10 protein-coding genes and 2 pseudogenes are annotated in these 23310 nt (G+C 65.2%); 6 read left to right on the forward strand and 6 right to left on the reverse strand.

Features of this window, described 5'->3' with window-relative positions:
- Nucleotides 1–14: 14 nt before the first annotated feature.
- Nucleotides 15–1565 (reverse strand): UvrD-helicase domain-containing protein, encoded by a 1551-nt coding sequence (locus tag RJ05_RS28980; protein ID WP_081597616.1) that lies wholly within the window; start codon nucleotides 1563–1565, stop codon nucleotides 15–17.
- On the opposite strand from RJ05_RS28980, the gene RJ05_RS31585 reads away from it, so the two are divergent.
- Entirely contained in the window at nucleotides 1548–2429 is an 882-nt protein-coding gene (locus RJ05_RS31585; protein WP_162140663.1) for a hypothetical protein, read from the forward strand. The two genes, RJ05_RS28980 and RJ05_RS31585, sit on opposite strands and share 18 nt — an antisense overlap.
- Here the strand turns inward: RJ05_RS31585 and RJ05_RS28985 are convergent.
- The gene (locus RJ05_RS28985; protein ID WP_249040516.1) at nucleotides 2383–3909 is read right to left on the reverse strand and encodes an ATP-dependent nuclease; all 1527 of its coding nucleotides are present in this window, start codon (nucleotides 3907–3909) and stop codon (nucleotides 2383–2385) included. The genes RJ05_RS31585 and RJ05_RS28985 overlap by 47 nt on opposite strands.
- A 978-nt stretch (nucleotides 3910–4887) precedes the next feature.
- Here RJ05_RS28985 and RJ05_RS33070 point away from each other — a divergent pair.
- Nucleotides 4888–5487: pseudogene (locus tag RJ05_RS33070) on the forward strand (AAA domain-containing protein); the annotation flags it as partial.
- 1068 nt (nucleotides 5488–6555) lie between these two features.
- The gene (locus RJ05_RS32690; protein WP_255220981.1) at nucleotides 6556–9402 is read left to right on the forward strand and encodes a PDDEXK-like endonuclease domain-containing protein; all 2847 of its coding nucleotides are present in this window, start codon (nucleotides 6556–6558) and stop codon (nucleotides 9400–9402) included.
- Here RJ05_RS32690 and RJ05_RS28995 read toward each other — a convergent pair.
- Entirely contained in the window at nucleotides 9397–10851 is a 1455-nt protein-coding gene (locus RJ05_RS28995; protein ID WP_249040519.1) for a DEAD/DEAH box helicase, read from the reverse strand. The genes RJ05_RS32690 and RJ05_RS28995 overlap by 6 nt on opposite strands.
- 87 nt (nucleotides 10852–10938) lie before the next feature.
- Nucleotides 10939–11262 (reverse strand): annotated as a pseudogene (locus tag RJ05_RS33075) (DEAD/DEAH box helicase family protein); the annotation flags it as partial.
- Here RJ05_RS33075 and RJ05_RS32695 point away from each other — a divergent pair.
- The 3 genes from RJ05_RS32695 to RJ05_RS29005 all read left to right on the forward strand — a co-directional run bounded on the left by RJ05_RS32695 (nucleotide 11164) and on the right by RJ05_RS29005 (nucleotide 20093).
- The gene (locus RJ05_RS32695; protein ID WP_249040520.1) at nucleotides 11164–11601 is read left to right on the forward strand and encodes a hypothetical protein; all 438 of its coding nucleotides are present in this window, start codon (nucleotides 11164–11166) and stop codon (nucleotides 11599–11601) included. The pseudogene RJ05_RS33075 and the gene RJ05_RS32695 overlap by 99 nt on opposite strands.
- 162 nt (nucleotides 11602–11763) lie before the next feature.
- Nucleotides 11764–15144: a hypothetical protein gene (locus RJ05_RS29000; RefSeq protein WP_051017120.1), complete on the forward strand. Its 3381-nt coding sequence runs from the start codon at nucleotides 11764–11766 to the stop codon at nucleotides 15142–15144.
- Nucleotides 15141–20093, forward strand: a complete 4953-nt coding sequence (locus RJ05_RS29005) for a DEAD/DEAH box helicase family protein (RefSeq protein WP_036543445.1) — start codon at nucleotides 15141–15143, stop codon at nucleotides 20091–20093. Before RJ05_RS29000 ends, RJ05_RS29005 begins: the two co-directional genes overlap by 4 nt.
- A gap of 69 nt (nucleotides 20094–20162) precedes the next feature.
- Here the strand turns inward: RJ05_RS29005 and RJ05_RS29010 are convergent, their stop codons facing one another.
- Nucleotides 20163–22409 carry a 3'-5' exonuclease gene (locus RJ05_RS29010; RefSeq protein ID WP_036543446.1) on the reverse strand — a complete coding sequence of 749 codons (2247 nt, stop codon included), beginning with the start codon at nucleotides 22407–22409 and terminating at the stop codon, nucleotides 20163–20165.
- Between the two features lie 217 nt (nucleotides 22410–22626).
- Nucleotides 22627–23268: a DUF4352 domain-containing protein gene (locus RJ05_RS29015; RefSeq protein WP_051017122.1), complete on the reverse strand. Its 642-nt coding sequence runs from the start codon at nucleotides 23266–23268 to the stop codon at nucleotides 22627–22629.
- Nucleotides 23269–23310 lie beyond the last annotated feature (42 nt).

Genomic DNA, 23310 nt, shown 5'->3' on the forward strand with positions numbered 1-23310 from the left:
GGAGACAACACAGCTCACGGTGTGTCGGTCCGCTGGATCACCACCAGCTCGTCGCGGGCGCGGCTCGCGGAGACGTAGAGGAGCGACCTTTCGCGCAACAGCGCATTCGGGTTCTCGCTCTGCTCGATGGTGGCTTTCCCGATGGTTGCGGTGAACTGTGGCCCAACTCCGGTGAGGATGACTCGCGAGAACTCCATTCCCTTCGCGCGGTGCATGGTGAGCACCGGGACATATCCGGCACCGATGGAGTGTTCTTCGTATTCGGCAGCATCGATGCCGTGTCGGCACAGATACCGTGTCACGAACTTGCGGCGCTGACGACTACGAGTCAGTACCGCCAGCGTATTCGGTGCATGACCTGCTGCCAGCCATTCCCGGAGCCGGGCCGCGATGGCCGCGAGCTCCTCGGAGGCAGGCAGCGTCAGGATGACCGGCGGCGGTCCGAGGCGCGCCGACCGGTATCCGGTGGTCGAGTCCAGCTCGCCTTCGAGGTCGAGATAAGGCCCGTCTGCCAGGAGGTTCACCGCGAAACGCAAGGTCTGCTCGGTGGTCCGGTAGTTCAAGGTCAACCTGCGCGATCGTCCTACGATGTTGATACCCAGATCGCTCAGGCACAGTGGCTCGGTGAAGATCCGTTGGTGTGGATCCTCCGCCACGAAGAGGTCGTCCGGGCCCTCGTCTGCCATAGCACGGAGGAATGCCCAATGTGTGGCGTCGAGATCTTGCCCTTCATCCACCAGAACGTGATCAGCGATCCTTTCCGCAGTTGTCTCCGCACGCAGTCGCAGGCACTCCGCTGCGACCGCTAGGACTTCTGGATAACTGGCGAAGCGCCGACGCCTGCAGATCTCGCGGAATTCCTCGACGGTCTGCCATATCCGGACCCGTTGCGCACGAGTCAAACGAACCTTCCGGCCGCGACGCGGTATTCGCAGATAGTCGGCCTTTGTACGCACTCGCCGAGCGAGAAACACATTGATGTATTCGCTGTCGAGGAACTCGGCGGACCCGACTCGCTGATCTGGATCTTTGTCGAGCCCGGTGGCTTTCGAAGCCCTGGACCACGCATCGTGGATCGTGCGGTCGCGAGCGCGGGTGCGCAATGCCGCCGAGGTACGCCTCCCGAGCACATCTGATACCAAGGTATCCAGGTCGTCAGCGTGGTTCACGATATCGTGGGCGAGCTTGTCGATGCTGCGCACATAGATTCCGGCACCGCCGACAGAGCAGGCAAGCGCGACATCCGGATCGAGTGTTCGCAGGTTCTGATCGAGCACTTGCGCAAGCCCTGTGTTGAACGTTGTCAGAAGGATTCGCGCGTTCGGGTTGCGCTTCCAGAGCCGGTATGCGCGGTGAATCAGCACGACGGTCTTACCCGTGCCCGCACCACCGTACAGTCTGAAAACGCCGTTGTAGTGCCGTTCGGCGTAGCGACGCTGCACAGGGTGCAGAAAGGTTCGCCACGCTGTGAAATCGCCCTCTTCGATGACCCGGCGCAATTCCTGGGTGTCGTCGCCGATGTAGGCGAAGTGCATCTTCGAGGTCGGATGGTCGAGCGCGGCCACGATTCGGCGCTCTTCGTCCAGTGCGTGGTTTACGCCTGTGGTACCGAGGTGGTATCGTCGGCGGATTTCGTCGATCGATCCGCCTGCAGCCAGCTCCAGCAGAACCTCCCGCTGCCAGCTGCCCGCTTCGATTCCGGCGGAGTGTGCGATATCGGTGAGGGTGGCGTGGTCGGTGGCGGCGATCGCCCGCTCGGCGATCGCCCGATCGAGGCCGAGGTTGTCGACGAGATCGCCGGCGGTGTGTCCGTAGCCGGCGAGGATCGAGGGGAGTGGCTGTGCCCCGGGAGCCACGTCGCGGCCGGTGTACTCGAGGCGGGCGGCGGTGCTCGCGCGGGCGCCGCTGTCATCGATCACACACTCGAGCACACCGGACACGGAGTTGACGCGAAGCATCGAGTTCTGGGCGGCCGCTCGTGCATCCTCGTGCTTCCACGCGCCGGTGAAGATATAGGTGGTGTTGCCTTCGGCCGGGTCGATACGGAACACGATGGCGCTGTGGTGGCTGTCGATCCGGCCGAGTCGGACTCGGTGGTCGCGGGCGTTGTCGACCTGCTCGAGGGCCTGGGAAGCAGCCGAGCCGTTAGCGGTGCGAATGTGGTCCAGAAAGTCGTAGATCTTGGATTTCGCGGCAGTGCTGAGCTGCCGGGCGCCCGTGATGCGGGCAAGGACTATGTCGGCCATGTCACCACACCTCCCACCGTTACTGCCGCACCCGACACATTGTCAACTGCCGGGTTGCCGTCCGCGTATCGGGCAACCGGTCCACCGTCGGGCACTGATACGCGGTCTGCGATCGCCCTCGGTCCGCGACCGCCGGTTATGTTCCTGCACCCCGGACGGGCAGCAGATCGCCGAGCGCCGTGACGATCTGAGTCACTTCCTCCGGATAGGCCTGCGCCCAGGTTGCCAGGAAGGCGGTGGAGACGGTGTGGCTGGAGGTGAAGTCGAGATCTTCGCCGATTTGCTGCCAGATCACGTGCCGGTCGCGGTTGGTCAGTCCACGCCGCTGGATCACCGATTTCACTTCCTCCTGTCGGTGAACGGGGAGATGAAGCGCGACAGTGAGTTTGGCCGCCAATTCGTCAATACGTTGCAAAACACGATGGAAAACATGCTCTTCCGGCGCCACCACGCCGGGAAGTGTATAAATGCGCTTGGCGGGGGTGACTCGGGCCGCTTGATCGCCGTCGAGCAGACAGATCGCGGGGAAGTTGGTCGTCGGATTCGCATTGTGATGCTCGGTCATCTTCTCGGCCGGTGAAGCACCACCCATCGCGTGGATCTTGACGGCGTCCATTTCGACACCACCATGGGTGCGGAGCGCGGTCGCGACCATCGATTCGGCGAAAGAGTCTTCGACGAAGATCGCCAATTGTGCGTCGATCTGCCCGGTGATGGTACGCAGCGCTCGCACATCCGGTTTGCCTTGGATCACTTCGCCACTCAGTGCCGACCAGATCGCGATCGGAGGTAGAGGTGCCAGCGCGTCGTTGGAGTGCGTCGTGAAGATGACTTGGCACGACTTTCGTGCTGCGACGTCGATCAGGTACTCGACGATTCGCTGGGTCGCGACGGGGTGGAGGCCGTTCTCGATCTCCTCGATGAAGACGATCGCATTGTCGTGCGCAGCCTCGATCTCCGCGATCATCCGGATGATGCTCGCTTCACCCGCTCCGAAGTGAAACTCCGAATACGCCTCACCGCGGTGTGTCAGCCCGGTGAACATGCTGACCCGGTCCTCGGCATCGAGATAGAGCTGCTGGTACCCGGAGATCGGTTTGCCGAGAATCTTCTCGGCATGCGCAGTGACTTCCACGGGCAACTGCTCTTCTTTGACCGCGAGGAACGATCCGGCTGTTGCTTTTCGAAGGTTCTGGCGTTCGGTAGCGGGCAGGGTCCGGTCCACACCGAACAGTCGGACATCGCGTTCGACAGCATTGCGGTTCCACTTGAGCCGTTTGAAGCTGGCGGTGCGCGAGACTGGAGACCGAGTGTTGAGACTGCGATCGATCAACTCGTACTCGATCGACCAATTCTGCATGCTCGAGTCGTATTTGCCGCTCTTGGCGAAGAACCGTCCCGGTGGCACGCTCCGATAGACCAGGGCAGCCGCACCGAGCACGGTTGTCTTCCCGCCTCCGTTGGGACCGACCAGTGCTGTCACGGGGAAGTCGAAGGTCACTTCGCAATCGACGAATCCTCGCACCCGCCGCAGCGTTATCCGCTCGAGGTACTTGCGGTAGCTTCGTTTGGTCACCTTGGCCGCCAGACCGTCGATCTGGCTGCGGCGGATCTCGCTCTTGAACTCGGACAACCTGTCCTCCCACCCCTTGAATGCGTCCACGGGATGTCGGTCGCCCGCGAACAGGTCCTGTCTCGTACCGCCGCGTGGAAGTCTACTGGGCAGGCTGCTGTGTAGCGGAACCGAACGCGGCCACGATAGCTTCGGAGACGGTGCTTATCGGCTGGCGAGGAGGCGTGGGTGCGGGGCGTGGGTGACGGGCCGATAGGGGCGTGGGATCCGGGCTTGGTGAATCGGGCGGCGAACCTATTCGAGTACCTGACCCGAGTTCAAGATATCGGCACTGCCCGAACCCATGATGTCGCCGGCCTCGGTCCGGTGATCTGGTTGTCGGAACTCCCGATTCACCAGGCCATTCGTTATCAGCCGGAGTCCGCTGGCGCACCGTTCCTGGTTGTCGAGAAGGTCCGCCTGGAACAAGCGCCTCAGCTGGTTGACCAGGCCATCCGGGGGTGGTTGCAGCCAGGCAGGCTCGATGATCCGGAGAACGAGCCGTACCTGCGGGAAATACGAGTGGACGGGGAGCGCGAGCTCAGTATCGTCGATCACCCGGACGTGGTGGAACGGTTCGAGAGCTGGATCCGAACGTGGCGGCTGTGGGCGGCGCAGACCCGCCGTGAATTGCTGGCATCGAGGCTCTACCACAGCCTCTACGACATGTACACGGCCCTGAGTGGGTCGTCGGAGACCCATGAGGCGGTGCTCGGCCTGGGTTGCCTCAGCTGGAAGCCGAGGAATCACAGCGCAGTGCGACGGCACGTCCTCACCGCGCCGGTCAAGGTCGACTTCGACACCGATTCGGGCACGATCACCGTATCCGCCGAGGTCGGTGCCTCCGGTCTGGCTGTCGAGCTGTTGGATTTCCTGGAGAATACTCAACTCGCCGCGCCGGGCCTGCTGCGTGCGGCCCAGGATTCCGCTCGTGATGACGGCATCGACCCGTTCGATCGGCCGGGAATTGCCAGCCTGGTGCGCCGGGTCATCCACTGTATCGATCCGGCGGCGACCTACCAGGACGATATGGCGGTCGTGGCACCGGCGTCGCAGCCGTTGGCTGCCTACGCACCCGCATTGATCCTGCGCCAGCGCGGCAGGCGCGGGCTCGTACGGGTGCTGCAAACCATTGGCGCGCAGATTCGTCAACGCCGCGAAGTACCCGAGGGCATCCGGAATCTGGTCGATCCCGATTACATTCCGGAGCGGACGCCCACTGTCGACGATGGCGCGATCGTCCGGGACGGCACCGACTCGTTCCTGCCGATACAGCTCAACCCCAAGCAGTTGAGCATCCTCGAGCATGTCGATACGAGCGCGCATACGATCGTGCAGGGCCCGCCGGGTACCGGGAAAACCCACACCGCGGCCGCGTTGATCACTCATCTGCTGGCACAGGGTAAACGGGTCCTGGTCACCGCGCAGACCGACCGGGCGCTGGAGGAGGTGCGCGGCAAGCTTCGTGAAGAGATCAAACCGCTGTGTGTGGCGGTGGTCGGCACCTCCCGCGATGCGTTCACCGATCTCGAGACAGCGGTGGAGAAGATCTCTACCGCAGCGAGCGATCACGAGCAGGACCGGGCGCGGACCGCGAGAACGATCGAGGCGGCTGGTCAGCGGATCGCCACGTTGCGCCAGGAGCGCGCGCAGATCAGGCAGCATTTGCTCCGGTCGCGAGAACGTGAGGTCGCCCATCACGAGTGTGCCGGCTACACCGGGACATTGACCGAGATCGTGTTGCGGCACCGCGACGATGCGCCGCGGTATGACTGGCTGGCAGAGCTCGCGGCACCGGGTGCGGACGAACAGCTGCCGGTCGCGCCCGCCGACATCGAGCAATGGCGCCGGCTCCTGGCCGACGATGCATTGCGGGACCCGGAAGTCGCCGCCCCGCCGTTGCTCACCGTAGGCGAGATCGTGCCACCGGCAGATGTCGAGCAATGGTTCGCCCGGCATCGAGCCGCGACGCAGCGCTGCCGGGAATACGACCAGGTGGGCCGCACGGAGCTGGTGCGGCGAATCGTCGAACTCACCCCTGCTACCAGGAGCGAACTCCGAGCGCTGGTGGCCCGGCTGGATCACACGGGATCGGACCTGTCCCAGGCTCGTGACCCCTGGTATCGCGCCGCCGTCACCGATATCCGCGCCGGCAGTGCAGGCGAGTGGCACACGCGGGCCGAACACCTCGGGCAGCTGCTGGTCCCGGCGGAACAAAGCGTCGCAAAGCTCGGCATGACCGACGTCGTTGTGTCCGGGGAGGATCTGGGACCGCTGGTTTCGCTGGCGGAGGCGCTGCTGGCGCGCATCCGGTCGCACGGCGAGATCAAGACGAACGCCGACGGCTCGCCGAAGATGGGGCTCACAGCGCCGCGGGTGGTCAAGGACGCCGCGCCGTTGTTCGAACGCGTGCGCGTCGATGGGCGCATCCCCACCTCGGCCGAACAACTCGACATGTTCTGGCAGTACGCCGAAGCATCTCGATTGCTCGCTCGGCTGGACGCAGTGTGGTTCGAACGGCTGACCCCACCGACGGGCGGTCCGTTACGCGGGAGGCTGGCGTGGCACCGGGACCGGCTGGCGCAGCTCGGTCAGGTCTTGCGATTCGGCGCTGAGCTCATGCAGGCCGGACGCAAGCTCAACCAGTTCGGGCTGCACGAGCCGGACTGGTCCGAACCGCGGACCGTGCGCACATTGGTGGACGCCTTCGATGCGGTCGCCGCCATGGATGAGCAGCGGGCGAGCGAGGAACCGATACGCCGCCTACAGCAGCAGCTGGGGGCGGCGTACCACGATCCGCGCAGCACCTCGACCGTTCGCGAGCTCTATTCCGCGATCGAGCACTCCGATCTGAGCAGATATCGCGCTGCCTACATCCGGCTGACCGAACTCGATGACCTGCGGCAACGGTACCGAGCGCGCCTCGAGCTCGATGCTCGGATGGGTGCGCTGCCGCGACTTCGGGATGCTATCGAGGCCGATCCACGCGACGAACGCTGGGCCGGCCGGATCGCCGATCTGCCGCAGGCCTGGAATTGGGCGCGGGTCGCTGCCTGGCTCACTGATCACGCCGACACGGAGATCAACGACCTCTTCCATCGCCTGGACCGCGTCGAGTCCGCCCTGCGGGACGAAGCCACGGAGCTCGCTGTCGCGCGGTCCTGGGAGCGCGCGGTCGGACGACTGACCTTGACCGCACGATCAGATCTGCGCCAGTACGTGCAGCTGGTCCGCAAACTGGGTAAAGGCAAGGGCCAGCACGCGGTCCGGCGGAAGGCCGCTATCCAGCAGACGCTGGCGCGGTGCCGACCGGCCGTACCGGCCTGGATCATGCCGATCTACCGGGTGGTCGAACAGCTCGATATCGAGCAGGACATGTTCGATGTCGTCGTGGTCGACGAGGCGTCGCAGGCCGGGCTGGAAGCTGTCTTCCTGCAGTATCTTGCGCCGCGGATCGTCGTCATCGGCGACGATCGGCAGGTATCGCCGGCCGCCGTCGGTGTCGATGAGAACCAGCTGCGTGCCCTGGCGGCCCAATATCTGCCGAACGATCGGTACCGTGCGTCGTTCGAGATACCCCAACGCAGCCTGTTCGACGAGGCGGTGATGCGGTTTTCCGGCCGTCTCCCACTGGTGGAGCATCGCCGATGCGTCCCCGAGATCATCGAATTCTGCAACAAGATCGCATACGAACCACAGGGTATCCGGCTGGTACCGGTGCGCCTGTACGGCGCCGACCGATTGCCCCCCATTCGGACCGTCTACGTGGCGGGCGCGGACAGCACCAAGAACAACGTGAATGTGCTCGAAGCCGAGCGCATTGTCGAGCAAGTAGTCGAATGCGTCGCAGACCCGCAATACGCGGGCAAGTCCATCGGCGTGATATCGCTGCTCGGCCAGGCGCAGGCGAAACTGATCTGGGACCGGCTGATGCAGGCACTGCAACCCGAGGAGATCGCGCGCCGGCAACTGCGCTGCGGCGACGCCGCCGATTTCCAGGGCGCCGAACGCGATGTCATTTTCCTGTCGATGGTGAAGGCGCCTGGCCCGGATACCCGCCTCGTCGCGCAGACGCGGGAGCAGATCGTGCAGCGGTACAACGTCGCGGTGTCCAGGGCGCGAGATCAACTTTGGCTGTTCCACTCGGTGACGCTGGATCAGTTGACCAATCCCGACGATATGCGGTACCAGCTGTTGAAGTACTGCATCGAGACTCAGCAGTCCGATCGGGTTGTGGCGTCGGGCCGGCCGCAGCCCGCGCCGGCGGACCGGGTGGTCGCGCCGTTCGAGTCGCTGTTCGAGCAGCAGGTGTACAACTGCCTGGTCGAGCGGGGTTACCAAGTGAGCGCACACTACGACGCGGCTGGATACGACGTCGATCTGGTTGTTATCGGTGATCATGTCAAGCTCGCGATCGAATGCGAGGGCGACTGGTGGAAAGGCGCGGAACAATTCCATCGGGACCTCGCGCGACAGCGTGACTTGGAACGGTGCGGATGGCCCTTCTTCCGGATCCGTCAATCGAGGTTCGTCGTCGACCCCGAAACTTGTCTGGCATCGCTGTGGCAGCTGCTCGACGAGCTGAACATCGCGCCGGTGCCCGAGGAGCCGGAGCCGGCGGCGGAACCCGTCCAAGACCGGAGCGTGGCGGCGGCCGCGGGGCGATTCGCCGAGCCTGGCGATGAGCCGATACGCGCAGATACTGGATCGTCGGAGGACAGTCCCGCATCGCCGGCCGACGGGACTGGCGGCGAAGGCAGCAACCGTGCCGCAGTCGAAGCGGAAATGGTCGCGTCGCCAGTCACGGACTTCTCGCATCTGCCGGAGTCACCGCCGCGACCAGCAAGCGCCACATCCGTCAGCGATGCTGCGATGCCGTCCATGGGGGGCGTCATCCACACAGTAGGCGGCACCAGCGATGTCATCGTTGAACCTGAGGTGCCGGTGCAGGACGGGAACGTCGCCGATGGTCCGGTGACAGTGATACTCGAGCAAGAACCGACACCGTCGATCACCGATTACCAGGCTTTCACCGGATTGCTCGCCTCCACGACATCGGTTGCGGACGACTACTCCCGGTTGATCGCCGACCTGACCAGCGTGGTAAGGGTCGAAGGACCTGTCACCGGTGGCCGAATTGTCGCGATCTACCTGCGCGAGAACCGCGACGGCGACGTCGCCGCCCAGGAGAAGGCGGTTCTCGACGGGTTGCGGCGGGCAGTCGAAACCGGCGAGCTCCGCCACGACGACCCGCTCGGCTTCGATGATCCGCTCCGGTTCGCCTACCGGCTTCCCGAGCAACCGGCGACCCGCTGGCGAACTCTGGGCGCGCGGTCGATCGAGGAGATACCGGCCAGGGAACTGGCCGAGATGGTGGCGCATTGTGCACAACACATCGGCTGGAAAGACCGCGCGGCGCTGATGAAAAACGTCACGGCGGATATTGGTCATCCGCAACTGACTGATCGGGCTATCGCGGCACTGGCGCTCGTGTGGCCGTTGGCGCGAAACCTATCCGCGGAACTCGCCTCCGCACGGTCATAGCAGCGCGGCGGGTGTTGTTCCACGTAGGAATGCCGCGATCTGGATCAACCGGTGCGGCGCGACCCTGAGCGAGCCCAATCGCACGATCAGGTTGTGGAATTCGTTGATCGGATCGTCGGCATGTACGGCCCACTCAGCCACCGCTGCGGCGGCTTCTCGACGCTGCGCTTGTGTGCCGCCGACATCGGCGGACAACAGAATCACTTCGCCTGACCCGTCCTCGATTGGGCTGAAGTCTAGGTGACCACGGTCGGCGGCGGTGCTGACGGCCGCGAGCATGTCGTCGGGATCGGTGAGACCGATGAGATCACCGATCTCGTCGGCAGTGGCTATGCCTCCCTGAGTGCGGAGCACGCCGACCAGATCGTCGAACAGGCCGCTATCGCCGGCATCCGGCGCGGACGCGGCGCCGATGGGCGGTGCCGTTGAGGCAGAATCTGTCGTCGGCACCGACAGCGGGGGCGAAACCTGCTGCACACCAACAGAATCCGCGATCATCGCCGGTGCTGCCACCGGTAGCGGCTCCAGGGGCACAGGCGCGGCCGACGGTGCCGGTGGAACCGTCGATGAGGAGTTGGGCACAGCCGCCGTGCTCGGTGTCGGCGTGGCCGCAGCAGGCTCATCCGGCCAAAGCATACGGCGCAAGACATCGATCGCTCGCGTCTCATCGGTCTTCGCCGCACGCTCGGCAATGTGCCAGAGCTGGCGCAGATGCGCCCCTGCGGACCCTTGGCCGGGGTCCTCCGGCGTACCTCGGACAACCGCAACCAAGAACACGATCGGGTGGTCGGCGTCCGGTCTGATCAGCCGGCCCATGCGCTGAACCATCTGCCTGGTCGAGCGAGCCGAACTCAAGAACACGCCCAGTCGTGCAGCGGGCACGGTGAGCGATTCGTCCAGCGCCCGTGATTCGACCAGCGCGCGCACCGTGCCCTCGCGCAGACCGACGGCGACAGCGTCGCGGCCGGGTCTTGCCGCACCGGCACCGCTGGTGACAGCACGGACCCCGCTCTCCTCGAGTATCCGGGCAATCTGGCCGGCTGATGCGGCACGATCGGTGAACAGGATCGCCTGGCAATTCGCCGGTAGTACTCCGGGGATCGCACGGACCAGGTCCAGCTTGGCCTGACATTCAGCCAGCAGCGCCGTATGCGCGGCCATGGCGTTGAAATACTTCTTGGCATATTGCGCCGCGGCGTAGCGACCGGCGGCCAGGGACCGGACGAAGGGCTCGAAACCATTGTCGTGCGGGTCGGGTGCGCCGTAACTGCCGACCAGCATGTCGGTGACATGCTCGATCTCCGCCTCGAGTTTGTGCAGCCTGCCGGCCTCGTTGTCGGTCAACTGCACCTCGACCTGAACCAGGCGGATCTTCGGTAGGAACCCGTCGGCCACCGCACGCGAATAATCGCAGCCAGGGATGATCGTGCCGAAGTAGGGGATCAGCACCGAGTCGACAAGATCGTCGGTGCGCTCGAGTGCCGAGGTCAGGCCCAGCCGCCACAGATGGTGCTCGGCGAGTGCCTTGGCGTACGTCCCGGGACCGTAACTGTGAACGTCATCGACGATAACGGTGGTCGGGGTATCGCCGGCCTGGCCGAACCGTGCCGCGGCTACCGAGGCCGCGGTCCCTACCAGGACATCTGCTGCCGCCGCCTTGCCGAGGCCCGCTATCGCGACCCGGTGCCCGGGCAGGGCCGCCTGTAAGGCCCGTGACCAGCGATGTTGCTCCTCGGTCCCGGATACGACGACGACTGCGCGGTGCCCGGCGTCGACGGCGCGTGCTGCCGCGGCGATACCGACCAGAGTCTTGCCCGATCCGGTCACCGACTCGATGATCGCGCGATGGCCGGCGGCGATCCATTCGTCGAGGGCCGCACGTTGCCAATCACGAAGCGGTGGCCCGGCATATGCGGGCGTTGCGATCGAAGCGGGCCGTGCGGCCGGGACAGCGGGGCCGGGTTGCGCAACCGGGCCGAGGGCCGCGCCCTTGCGCAGCGCCCAGCGCGGGGGTGTGTGGCTGTCGTCTTTGTCGAACAGATCATCGCGGTGGCGGTGCAGGATGCTGTTCACGTCGCTGCGGGTCACGGTCTTACCGTCGATCGCTGCCGCGAGCTGGGATGCGGTGAGCCACGGCTGTGCCGAGAGCAGTTCGACGATTCGACGCAACAGTCGATCCTGCATTCCGGCACCTCCTGATCCCCAGCCTGTTCTGCTCTGGAGCCTAGCGCCCTGGTATGACGGTGGGGGCGGCAGATCGGCCGCCGAGATTCGCTGTCTCGGTGCCGGTCTGGTGCGATGATGAGCTGTCGTGTCGAGTGGGCACCGTGGCATCGGTGCATTGGTGTGAGGGGGCGGTGGGTGCCCGAGTCGTTCGTGTGGCAACAGGCTGAAGACGAGGAATTCCGTCTCGCTACCGCATTGCGCCGGGTATCTCTGTTCATCGAGCTCGATCTACCCGCGGAAGATATCGAGCGGGCGAGGGAGCTGTTCGGCCGGCTGATCCATCGATACCGGCATCAATTCGGAGTCGAGCGACTCATCGATCGGTTCCCGGCGTTGACATTGGTCACTCTCATCGGACATGCGGCGCTCGCCTACGAGCAGAACAAATACTGGGACACGTTCTGGGCCGAACTCGATCTCCAGCACGATGCCGAGTTCGAAAATCTGTTACGGGCCAAACTCAAGCCCCTGCTCGGCAAGTTCGGTCTCCGGGAGTTCCCGGAGCTGAAACAGCAGTACGTCCAGGTGATGGCGGTGCATGCCGGGGTGCCGGTGCATTGTCTGGGCGATTTGGTGGATGTGATCGAAGATCATATTGCGCACGGGCGCGATCCCAGCGGCGCCGCGGTGTTCGAGTGGCTGACCGAGCCGGGAATGGAATATCGGCTCGGTCCGCTCGATGTTCCGGTGCGCAATTTTCTTCGGCACGTCGGCGAGGTCGCGGTGGACATCATCGACCGCATCATCGATTTCGCGGCCTATATGCTCGACCATCCCGAGGCGGCCAACGACCTCGATCTGGACACGTCGACGACCGGATTGCCGAATCTGCTGCTCGATGAACTGATCGATCGGCTGAAGGTGCGTCCGTTCGGATCCGCCACGGTCGAACCGGCTGCGGTGGCTCGGCAGCGGCGGCCGGTGATTTCGTACTCACGCATCGACGATGCGATCGTGCTCGGGATCCCATATCCGGCGTATTGTCCGGAAACTCCGTGGCTGGTGTCCTTCGATGGTGATGCGCAGAAGGTGTATGCCGAACGTCAGTGGGGATATGGCGACGAGGACGACCAGCCTGCCACGGTGGTACATGTGCTTCGCCGGGTTCGTCAGATCGTGCTGGATCATCCCGAATCAGGTGCTCACCATCGGATCTCGCTGATCGACAAGGACAACCCGCTGCTGCTGTTCGACAGCGCCGGTCGCCACATCTCCGCGCATTCGCTCCTGCCACGCGATGAGGTGATCGTCGTCTATCCGCGCGCGGCGGAGCTGCTGGATGTGCGCAGGGGCCGTCCGGTACCGGTGCTGGAGGAATGCACGCCATCCGGATGGGAAGAGTGGCGGGCGCAGGTCTGCGACCTACGCGATGTCGACGCAGTGCGGTTGAAGCCCGAGCGGGGCAAGCCTGGACCGGCACGGCAGACCCGGCCGACCGGCGCGGCGGAACTGGAGCTCCCCGAGCCCGTCGACGGAGTGATGACGCGCAGTGGCCTGCCGGTGTACGGCGAACGGCCGACCGTCGCGCTCCCCCGCAGCGGCGCCGGACCTACGGTGTGGCGGGCCCGGGTACGCAGGTCCGAAACCGGTGACTGGCTGGCCGATGATGAATGGGAGTCATCGGACGAGCCGACCGAACTCGACCCTTTCGAGGGCCTCGATACCGGGTTGCTCGGACTGTTCGACGTGGTTGTCAGTGGCCCGCTCGGTGCGGACCTGCGGCACACCTTGTTCCTGGCCGAGGGTCTGACGGTGGACCATGGGGTCGAATTCCGGCTGCCGGACGGTGACGGTCTCACACCGAGCCGAACCGAGCTCGCCGCGCTGACTCCCCTGACGGTGGACCGGGACGTGCTCGAGTTCGATAGAACGACCCGGGAAGCCGAGGTCCGGGTGCGATCCGGTGCCAGGCAGGAGCGGCTGGTGGTGCGCCCGCCGCATATCGCTGTGCGGGTCGATAAGGTCGGTGCACCGGCGCGTTGGCAGACCGCGGCGACGGTGCTGACACCGGAGGACCTGGCCGAGCACGCGGTCGTCGCGGTACGGGTGCCGGGTGAGGTCGAGGTGGACATCGTGCTGGCCGACCACGCCCGCGAGATCGTCCAGATCGAGCAACCGCAGGTCAGCAGGGGAAACCTCTTTCACGTGCCCACCCGGGCATTCGTCGATACCGCCCGGCGGTTGCAGCACACCGCGCTGCTGGCTCGGATCGATACGGCCGATGCGACAACGCATCGCGTCGTCGTTGCGGTGATCCGGCCACCGCTGCTGTGCACGGGTGCCGCGGTCGACGGCGGCCGCCTCGTATGTTGTGGGGTGCGCGGCGCCGACGATCTCGCCGCCTACATCTGGGCCGATACCGCGCCCTGGCGGCCACCGGAGCTCGTCCCGATTACTCCTGATGGGTACGGCGACCTGCCCGCGGATCTGATCGACGCCGGTCCTTTGACAGTTCAGGTCTTCATCGACGATCCCTGGTCAGTGACGCCGACGCCGGCACACCCGGACTCCACCGCTGTTCATGTCGACCAGCCCGGATGGATGACCGATCCAGATCCGGCGCGCGAACAGCTGTCGCGATTCCTGGCGGGGCGAGGTGATCCGCCGGCCGGGTCATCGGCACTTACCGATGTCTGGACGGTGCTGGCCGGCCCGGTGAACGACGATCATGCGGGGCGGGCAATCCAGGCAGGCCTGGTCAGGGTGTTGCGTGCGGATCCGCGGTCCTCACTGGAGGCGCTGGAACGAAGCACCCTCGCCCAGGAATCCTTTCCGGCATTGCTGATCCGAACCGGCCTGGTGGAACAGGATTTCGGCTCACCGATCCGGCTCGGCACGGCACATTCCAATCCGTGGCTGGGGTGTCTCATGGATATTGCCGATCTGCCTTGGGTGAAGATGCGGTCTCCCGATGCGATCGGGGAGCTGGTCGGCAGCCTGCGGAATCTGGGCGGCCAGACTTTGCTGAACCTGCTGATGGGTAACCGAAGAGGCCTGCGCACAGGCGTGTTCGAGGCAGGGAGCGTGGTGCTGCATCCGCTCGAACCAGAGCGGATCGACGAGATGAAACGAGAGCTCGAGATCGTGCCGGAGGCGCTGCTGGACGACAGCACTCGGCAGGCGGCCATGTTCGAGGCATTCGCGCAACGCATGGTCTGGCAGAACGACCCCTGCTGCATGATGCTCGCCAGCGGCACGGCCGGACTGTTCACTCCGTTATGGCGCGCTTCGCCGCGAGTGCATGACATCGTCAGGGCCAGAAACGAAGTACTCGACGGTGCCGACTGCACCACGCACCGCTGGTTGCTGATGTCGCTGCAATCGCTGCTGCTCGCAACCCTGGCCCGGCTCACCGCCCGCGGCCTGCTTCCCGCTTCGGTTGTGACCGATTCGACGCGTGAGGCATGGGCGCGGCTGGCCGAACTCTGTCCAGCGATGGTCGGCGCGGATGTGCTCATCGCCGATGCGCTCGCAAGCTTTGAACTGAACGACAACCTGATCGGAGTCCAGCCGTGACCGACCGCCTCGATCCCTTGGCTGCCGCCGCCGATATCGAAGCAGCCTACAGGCGGTATCTGAAGACGCTGATCGGGCCGCGCGACCCGGCTCTGGCGTCGGCCTTCGACCAGGCGGTCGACGATACGTCTCTGCTGACGAAGGGGCCGCTGCTCGAGCTCACCCCGCCATACGAGCCGGGAGCCTCGCTGCGCCAGCTCATGACCGAGGGCGTGCTGCATCCGGGCTTCGTTGAGTTCGAGGCCACGCTGTCGCTGGATCGGCCGTTGTATCGCCATCAGGAGGTGGCGATACGCAAAGCGGTAGCCGGGCGCAACCTGGTCGTCAGCACCGGCACCGGTTCCGGCAAAACCGAGAGCTTCCTGCTGCCGATCCTCAACGAGCTCATCACCCAGCGTGCCGCAGGCACGCTCGGCCCCGGCGTGCGGGCACTGCTGCTGTACCCGATGAACGCGTTGGCCAATGACCAGCTCCAGCGACTACGCGATCTGCTGTCGGCGAGCCCGGACATCACCTTCGGCCGATACACCGGCGAAACCAAAGAACGCCGGGCCGACGCGGAATCAGCCTTTCACACCACGTACCCGGGTGCCGAACGGCTGCCGAACGAACTGCTCAGCCGGGAGGAGATGCGCGAATCACCACCGCATATCTTGCTCACCAACTACGCGATGCTCGAGTATCTGCTCCTGCGTCCGCACGATATGGAACTCTTCGACGGCGAGTATGCGGGCAACTGGCGATTCATCGCGCTCGATGAGGCGCATGTCTATGACGGCGCGCAAGGCTGCGAGGTGGCTTTGCTGCTGCGCCGAGTGCGCGATCGCGTCGCTCGCGATCGTGCGGTGCAATGTATCGCCACGTCGGCTTCGCTGTCGGGCACTTCCGATCAGGATCAGGGCCGGGAGGCGACCGCGTTCGCTCGCAAGCTCTTCGATGCCGATTTCGAATTCGTCGACGACGATCCCGGTCGCCAGGACTTGGTGACAGCCACCCGCTTACGTCGCCGCGACGCACCGACCTGGACCATCGATGACGACAAGCTACTCGAACTCGCCGACCCCGAGGCCGACCTCGGCTGGATCACCACCGCATCCGGTTGTGCCGACCTTGCCGAAGCATTGCACCGGGAGCGCCGGATCGCCGATGTCAAGGCCGCGGCACTGGCGGGCCCGGTGGACGTGGCTACGCTGGCCGGCAAGTTGTGGCCCGGCGATCAGTTGGCCAAGCCGAAGTTGGAAGCGTTGGTAGCCCTCGGGTCCAAGGTCTTCGGCAGCGACGACAATCCCGTACTGTCGGCGCGCTATCACCTGTTCGTCCGCGCCACCGAAGGTGCGTTCGTCAGCTTCACCGACGAGGGACCGCGAGTATTGCTCAGCAGGCATGAGGTCGACCCGGAGACCGGGCGTGCGGTCTTCGAGTTCGGTGCCTGTGGACGGTGTGGCGCCGTGCACCTGGCCGGTGAGCTCTTCCCGGTCGAAGGCCGTCATTACTTCCGGCCGGCCAAACAGGATTCAAGTGTCAAATGGCTGGTGCTGACGGATGGTGCCACCGACGACACCATAGACGAGGACGAAACGACCCTTGCGGCGGATCGGGGCACTGATGTCGGCACCGGCCGGCGCATCCTGTGCACCGGGTGCGGTGCGCTCGGTCGGGGTGCGTCGGGCTGCGCACCGCGGTGTCCGGGTGGACCGGCATTGAACGTTCGTGAGCACCGTGCCGCACAGCGGGTGATGAGCACCTGCACTGAATGCGGCGCTCGCTCCGCGCAGGTGATCCGCAGGTTGCGCACCGACACCAACGCCGCGCCTGCGGTTATCACCACCGCGTTGTATCAGCATTTGCCGGCTGCCGATGACGCATCCGCCGATTTCGTCGGCGGCGGCCGGAAGCTGCTGATGTTCTCGGACTCACGCCAGTCGGCGGCGTTCGCCGCGCCGTATCTGGCCGCAACCTACGGCCGCATGCTGGTCCGCCGGTATCTGCTCCGGGCACTCGAGGATCCCCGAAATGCCGGTGAGCCACTGTCTGCCGAGGATCTGGCCGATGGCGCGCGTGCAATCGCCCAGGCCGCAGGGCATTTCGACGAGCAGGCAACCCGCGTCGCGAAGATGCGCGAAGTGAATCCGTGGGTGATGGCCGAACTCATGTCGATGGATCAGCGTCAGTCACTGGAGGGGCTCGGCCTGATGGCGGTGACGCTGGTGCACTGCCGCAAGGCGCAGGTACCGCGCGGGTTCACCGCGCTGGGATTGACCGGCGATCAGTTCTGGGGTCTGCTCGAAGAATTGATGAAGACGATCCGGTTGCAGGGTGCCATGACCGTGCTGGACGGCGTCGATATCCGAGACACGATCTTCGAGCCCCGCAACATCACCGTTCGGATCCGCTCGATGAATTCCGACCGTGCGCGCAGGATTATCAGCTGGCGTCCCGGAAACCGGCCAGGAACGACCAACAATCGAATCCTGCTGGTGCGCAAGGTGCTCGCGGCGCTGGGCAGCGCGGTCGAAGCCGAGACGGTGCTCGACAAGTGCTGGGAATTCCTATTGCGACCGTGTCCCTGCCATACGTTCTTCGCCGCGGAGAACGATCGTGCCGGTGGGGGCACCGTCTATCGGCTCGACCAGGCCTGCCTGCGCATTCTGCCCGGATCGGAGCGCACGTGGTACCGCTGTTCGGCCTGCCGTCGGTTGACCACACACAACATCCTGCAATTGTGTCCGCACGGTGCCTGTGACGGCACGGTGGAGGAATACGCCATTCCCGATCTGGATCGCGACACCAACCACTACCGAACGAGCTACCGCACTTTGGAGCTGGTGCCGCTGTCGGCACACGAGCACACGGCGCAGTGGGTCGCCGATCAAGCAGCGGAGGTGCAGCGCCAGTTCGTCGACGGCCAGATCAACGTGCTGTCGTGCTCGACGACGTTCGAGCTCGGCGTCGACGTGGGTGAACTGCAATCGGTCATGCTGCGGAACATGCCGCCCAAGACGGCGAATTATGTCCAGCGGGCGGGGCGGGCCGGTCGGCGCGCAGCCGCGGCAGCGTTGGTGGTCACCTATGCCAAACGCAGTTCCCATGATCTGTCGAAGTTCCAGAAGCCGGAGTCGATGATCGCGGGCCGGATGCGCATCCCGCGGATCCCGATCGATAATTCCCGTATCGGGCGCCGGCATGCGCATTCGGTGGCCCTGGCGGCTTATCTGCGTGAACGTTTCGACACCGACGGCAGCACCTGGCGAGATGCGGGATCGTTTTTCGCTGCGACCGACGGTGAGGGCGATTCCCCGGCAGCCGCGGTGCGCGCGTTCCTCACCCCGGTGCCACCGGCGGTTCGCGCCTCGCTGCGTGCGGTGTTGCCCGCCCGTACAGCGCATGAGCTGGGCATCGACGCTGACGAATGGGTGGAGGCGCTGTGTGCGTCGCTCGCCGACGCCGAACGCGATATCCGCGCTGATATCGCGACCTTTCAGCGGTTGCTCGACGAGGCGGCCGAGGCGCAGCAGTACTCGGTCTGCTCGAAGCTGAAGAATACGATCAACACCATTCGCGGCCGCGAGCTGCTGGGCTATCTCGCCAACAAGAACATCCTGCCCAAGTATGGGTTCCCGGTCGATTCCGTCGAGCTGCGTACCGCGCACTGCGAAGGTGACCTCGGAGCCCGCCTCGAGCTGTCCAGAGACCTCAGCCAGGCCATCTACGACTATGCCCCGGGCAATCAAGTGGTGGCCGGCGGCAAGCTGTGGACCTCGCGAGGACTGCACAAGGTGCCCAAACGTGAGCTCGAGCAATTGCAGTACCGGGTCTGCCGGGAATGCAATCACTTCGAATGCGGGCACGTCCTCGAGGCGGGGACGGTGTGCCCGAATTGCCAGCAGGATTTCGGTTCCATCCGTACGGCGGTGCTGCCCGAATTCGGCTTCGTCGCCGACCGCGTGCCGCAGGACGTGCGCTCGGAACCACCGCAGCGATCGTGGTTCGGCGCCAGTTATGTGGAATCCATCGGTGAGAGTTCCGATGTCTTCCCGTGGTCATCGGCCGGCGGGGTGGAGGTGTACGCGCGGGCAGGCACCCGGGCCCGGCTGGCCGTCATCGGCGAGGGCACGGGCGGAGGGTTTTTGCTCTGCGACTGGTGCGGGTGGGCGGACCCGTTTGTCAAGGAACGAACGAGGGGGAAGCCGCACCACCGCCCGGCGACCGGGAAGGCTTGTGACGGCCCACTTCAGGTCGTCTCGCTGGTGCATCGCTACGAAACCGACGTCGCCGAGTTCACCTTCTCCGATTTCTTCCGCTACGACAAGGACTCGGAATCGAAGTGGCTATCGATGCTCTACGCCCTGCTCGAAGGCGCCTCCGAGGCGTTGGAGATCAGCCGGGACGATATCGATGGCACATTGTCGTGGAGTGCGGACGGGCGGCGCAGCATCGTGCTGTTCGATACGGTCCCCGCGGGCGCCGGTGCCGCCAAGCAGATCGCACAGGAGCTCGAACGCGTCCTGCCGGTTGCCGCCGACCGGGTGAATCGATGCGAATGCGGAATCGAAACCTCCTGCTACGGCTGCTTACGGACGTTCCGCAACGAACGCTTCCATCACCGGCTCACGAGAACCGGTGCCCTGGAGGTCTTCGAACAGCTCGAGCTGGTCGACACCGCCGCCCCGGTCACCGAACAGTGGGGCGATAACGCGGTCTTCGTATCGGATGCGGTACGGCGCCTGCTCGCCGAGCTGTCCAAACGACCCGTGCCCGAACCCGAGGTCGGCACCGAAGCTGGAAAGTACTACTGGCCGGTGGAGATCGCCTGGCCGGGCGCCAAGGTAGTGGTGGTGGAGGGCCTCGACGCCGAGCGCGACGCCGCACTCGGGGCGGATGGCTACCACGTGGTGCCCGTAGAGCGGGCCGACGCCGACCAGCTCGGCGCGTTGTTGGCCGGGCACTGAGCCGTACCGGCGCCCGCACGGGTTCCGGACCGATGTGCGGGCGCCGGTACAACCGGATAGGTAAGCGGTTCAGCGCAAGAGCGTGGAGCGCTGACCCGACCAGGTGACGACGAGCTGATCACGGGCTCGACTGGCCGCGACATACAGCAGGGACCGTTCCCGCTGATGTGCCTCGGCCTGCTCCTCCTCGGGAACGTTGCGCAATACCGTTTGCAACGGCACATGCTCATGATCGACACCGGCCAGGATCACGCACCGGAATTCCATCCCTTTGGCGCGATGCATGGTGAGTACCTGAACATGATCGGGCGTTGCCGGGTCGTCATCGAGCACCTGTGCGGCAATTCCGCGCTGATTGAGCGTCCGGACGACAGTGTCGCGTTCCTTGTGACCACGAGTCAGGACCGCGATACTGCCGGGGCTCATCTCATCCTTGTCGAGCCACCGGGCCACCTGATCGACCACGGCATCCAATTCCTGTGCACTGGAATCGCATTCCACCAGCCTCGGGTGGGGACCGAGCCGAGCGGAGGTGTAACCGGCGGTGGATTCCGCCCCTTCCTCCAAATCGTGGTAGTCGGCGCCTTCGAGAATGCTCACCGCGAAATGCAGGTTCTGCGCGGTGGTCCGGTAGTTGAGGGTGAGCCGGCTCGACCGCCCGCCACGGATATTGATGCCCAGCCGGTGCAACACCACCGGCTGGCCGTAGATGCGCTGATGGGAATCCTCGGCGATGAACAGGTCGTTCGGACCATCCGCCACCAGCGACCGCAGCAGCTGCCAATGGGTGGCGTGCAGATCCTGGGCCTCGTCGACGATCACATGATCGGCGAGATACCCTGCGCCGGTGTCGATTCCGCACCGCAGATGGGCGGCGGCGACCGCCATCGCTTCCGGGAACGTCATCGCACCCTTGGCGCGGTTCTGCTTGCGATACTGCTCGATCACCTGCCAGATGGCCGAACGCTGCGGCCGCGACAGCCGCACGCCCCGCCCCGCCCGCGGGACCTTGAGGTACTGCTCGAGCGTGGTAATCCGGTTGCCGAGCACGACACCGAGATATTCGCCCGCCAGAAACGACGGGTGAGTCAACCGCGGGTCGAGCGACGGGCTCGCCTCTCGGACCGCTGCCGCCCAGGCATTGTCGTCGTTGTAAACCCGTCTAGGACGCCGGGTGGTATCGCCCGCGCCGAAGACCGACTCCAGAGCCGGACCCAGATCGCCGCCCTGCCGCAGGACCGCGGCGGCCAGCTTGTCCAGGCCGGCGACATAGACGCCCCGGTCGCCCGGCTTGTCCGCGATGGTGATCGACGGATCGAGCAACCGCAGATTCGCGAGCAGATCCTGTGCCAGCGTCTTGTTGAAGGTGGTGAGTACGATCCGCGCGCCGGGGTTCAGCCGGGCGAGGTGGCGGGCACGATGCAGGGCGACCACGGTCTTCCCGGTCCCCGCGCCTCCGGAGAGGCGGAACGCGCCACGCTGATCTTTCTCGACGAACTTGCGCTGGTTCGGATGCAGGAACGTACGCCACGCGGCGAAGTCGCCGCCTTCGATGACGCGGCGTAGCTCGTCGTTGTCGTCGACGAGGGTGAACTGCATCTTGGTAGCCGGGTGGTCCAGGGCGGCGAGGACCTGCTCGTCGTCGTCGAGGTTCTGGTCGACCGGCTGCTCGGTGAAGCCGAGGGTATCGCGGATCTCGTCGATGCTGCGTCCGACCGAAAGCTCGAGCAGGGCGTTCTGCTGCCAGATCACATCGGTCGACTGTGCGACATCCAGGACGCCGTTCTGATCGGGGGCGGCCAGCGCCCGCTCGGCCAGGTCCGGGTCGAGACCGAGCCGTCCGGTCAGTTCCGCCGCTGTGAAACCGACATGGGCCAGATAGCCGACCGGGGAGTGGACAGCCAGCTCGGCCAGCGCGCCGGTGGGGTCGGGCACCCTGGACCGCTTCTTGCGATCGTCGCGGCCGTCCAACTCACCGACGATTCCTTCGAGTACGCCGTTGACCGGGTTGACCCGCAGTGTCGACTGCTGCGCCAGCTTGTTGGCGACGTCGTGCTTCCAGGTGCCGAGGTAGATATAGGTGGTGTCACCGAGTTTGCCGTCGATCCGGAACATGATGGCGCGAAAGTTCAGATCGACGCGGCCGGTGCGCACCCGCGTATCGACGGCGCCTTTGATCGGTTCGATATGCAGACCGGGTGCTGTGTGGTCGGCCCGCACCTTTTCGAAGAAGTCGTAGACCTTGTTCTTGATCGAGCCATCGAGCTTCGGCATCGACTTGGTGTTGGCCGCCAATACGACCGTCGCATTTGTCATCGCTACGCCCCTTCGCTCCTGAGATCCCGCGCCACCCCGAGCCGCCGCGGAGAAGTACCCGGTGCGCCCGCGTGCCCGACCGTCCATCGTAATGAACCGCCGTACGAGGTGGATTCGTTACCGGCCACTGCGCTCGGCCGGCTGAGCGCCTGCAGGCCGGCCCCGGCGGACAACATGGTCGACCGGGGCCCGACGAAGAAAAACCGTCTGTTCGCCTTCACCGCAGCGCGACCTTCGCCCCGCCCGAGAACATCGAATCGTGAAGTTCCAGTGCGGCGGGCACGGTGCCGACCGGGACGTCGAAGACGATCGTGACGTCGACGGAGTTGCCCGGGTTGATCGGGGTGGAGAGGTGGTCGTTGACGTTGATTTCGGCCATGGTGTCGTTTTCGTATCGGCGGCCCTGGTCGTCGAACAGTTTCTGGTTGCTGCTGAAGTAGGTCTGCGGGCGGTCGCCGATGTTGGTGACGGTGACGTGCACGAGGATGTATTCGCCCTGCGCGGTCTTCTGCATGTAGGGGTTGTCGCCGATGGTGGATATCGGGGGATCCACCGCGGTGACGGTGAATTCGAACTTGCCGTCGCGGACTGAGGCGCCGGCGGGAGCGGTGTCGGAATCCTTTTCGGCAGGTTTTCCGGGTTCGCCGGGCTTTCCGGGTTCCGGGTTCGCGGCGGAGGTGAAGGTGGCGTCGCTGTCGGATGCATCGTTGGCGGCGACGCCGAGGACTCCGAAGCACCCGCCGCACAGCAGGATGACGGCGCCGATCAGGATCCACGGCCAGACGGGCATCTTGCGTTTTGGCGGCTGCGGGGGCTGGAACGGTTGCGGGTAGGGCTGGGGGCCGGACGGGTAGGTCACGGTGACTCCTCGGATTGGGGCGCCCGGTGGTGTGCCGGGCGC

It is taken from the genome of Nocardia cyriacigeorgica NBRC 100375 (assembly GCF_000308555.1).
GTDB lineage: Bacteria > Actinomycetota > Actinomycetes > Mycobacteriales > Mycobacteriaceae > Nocardia > Nocardia cyriacigeorgica.

Coding starts and splice junctions, on each gene's coding strand:
- RJ05_RS31585 (WP_162140663.1), top strand. CDS start 1,548: ATGGTCGAGCGCGGCCACGATTCGGCGCTCTTCGTCCAGTGCGTGGTT.
- RJ05_RS29010 (WP_036543446.1), bottom strand. CDS start 22,409: ATGACAAATGCGACGGTCGTATTGGCGGCCAACACCAAGTCGATGCCG.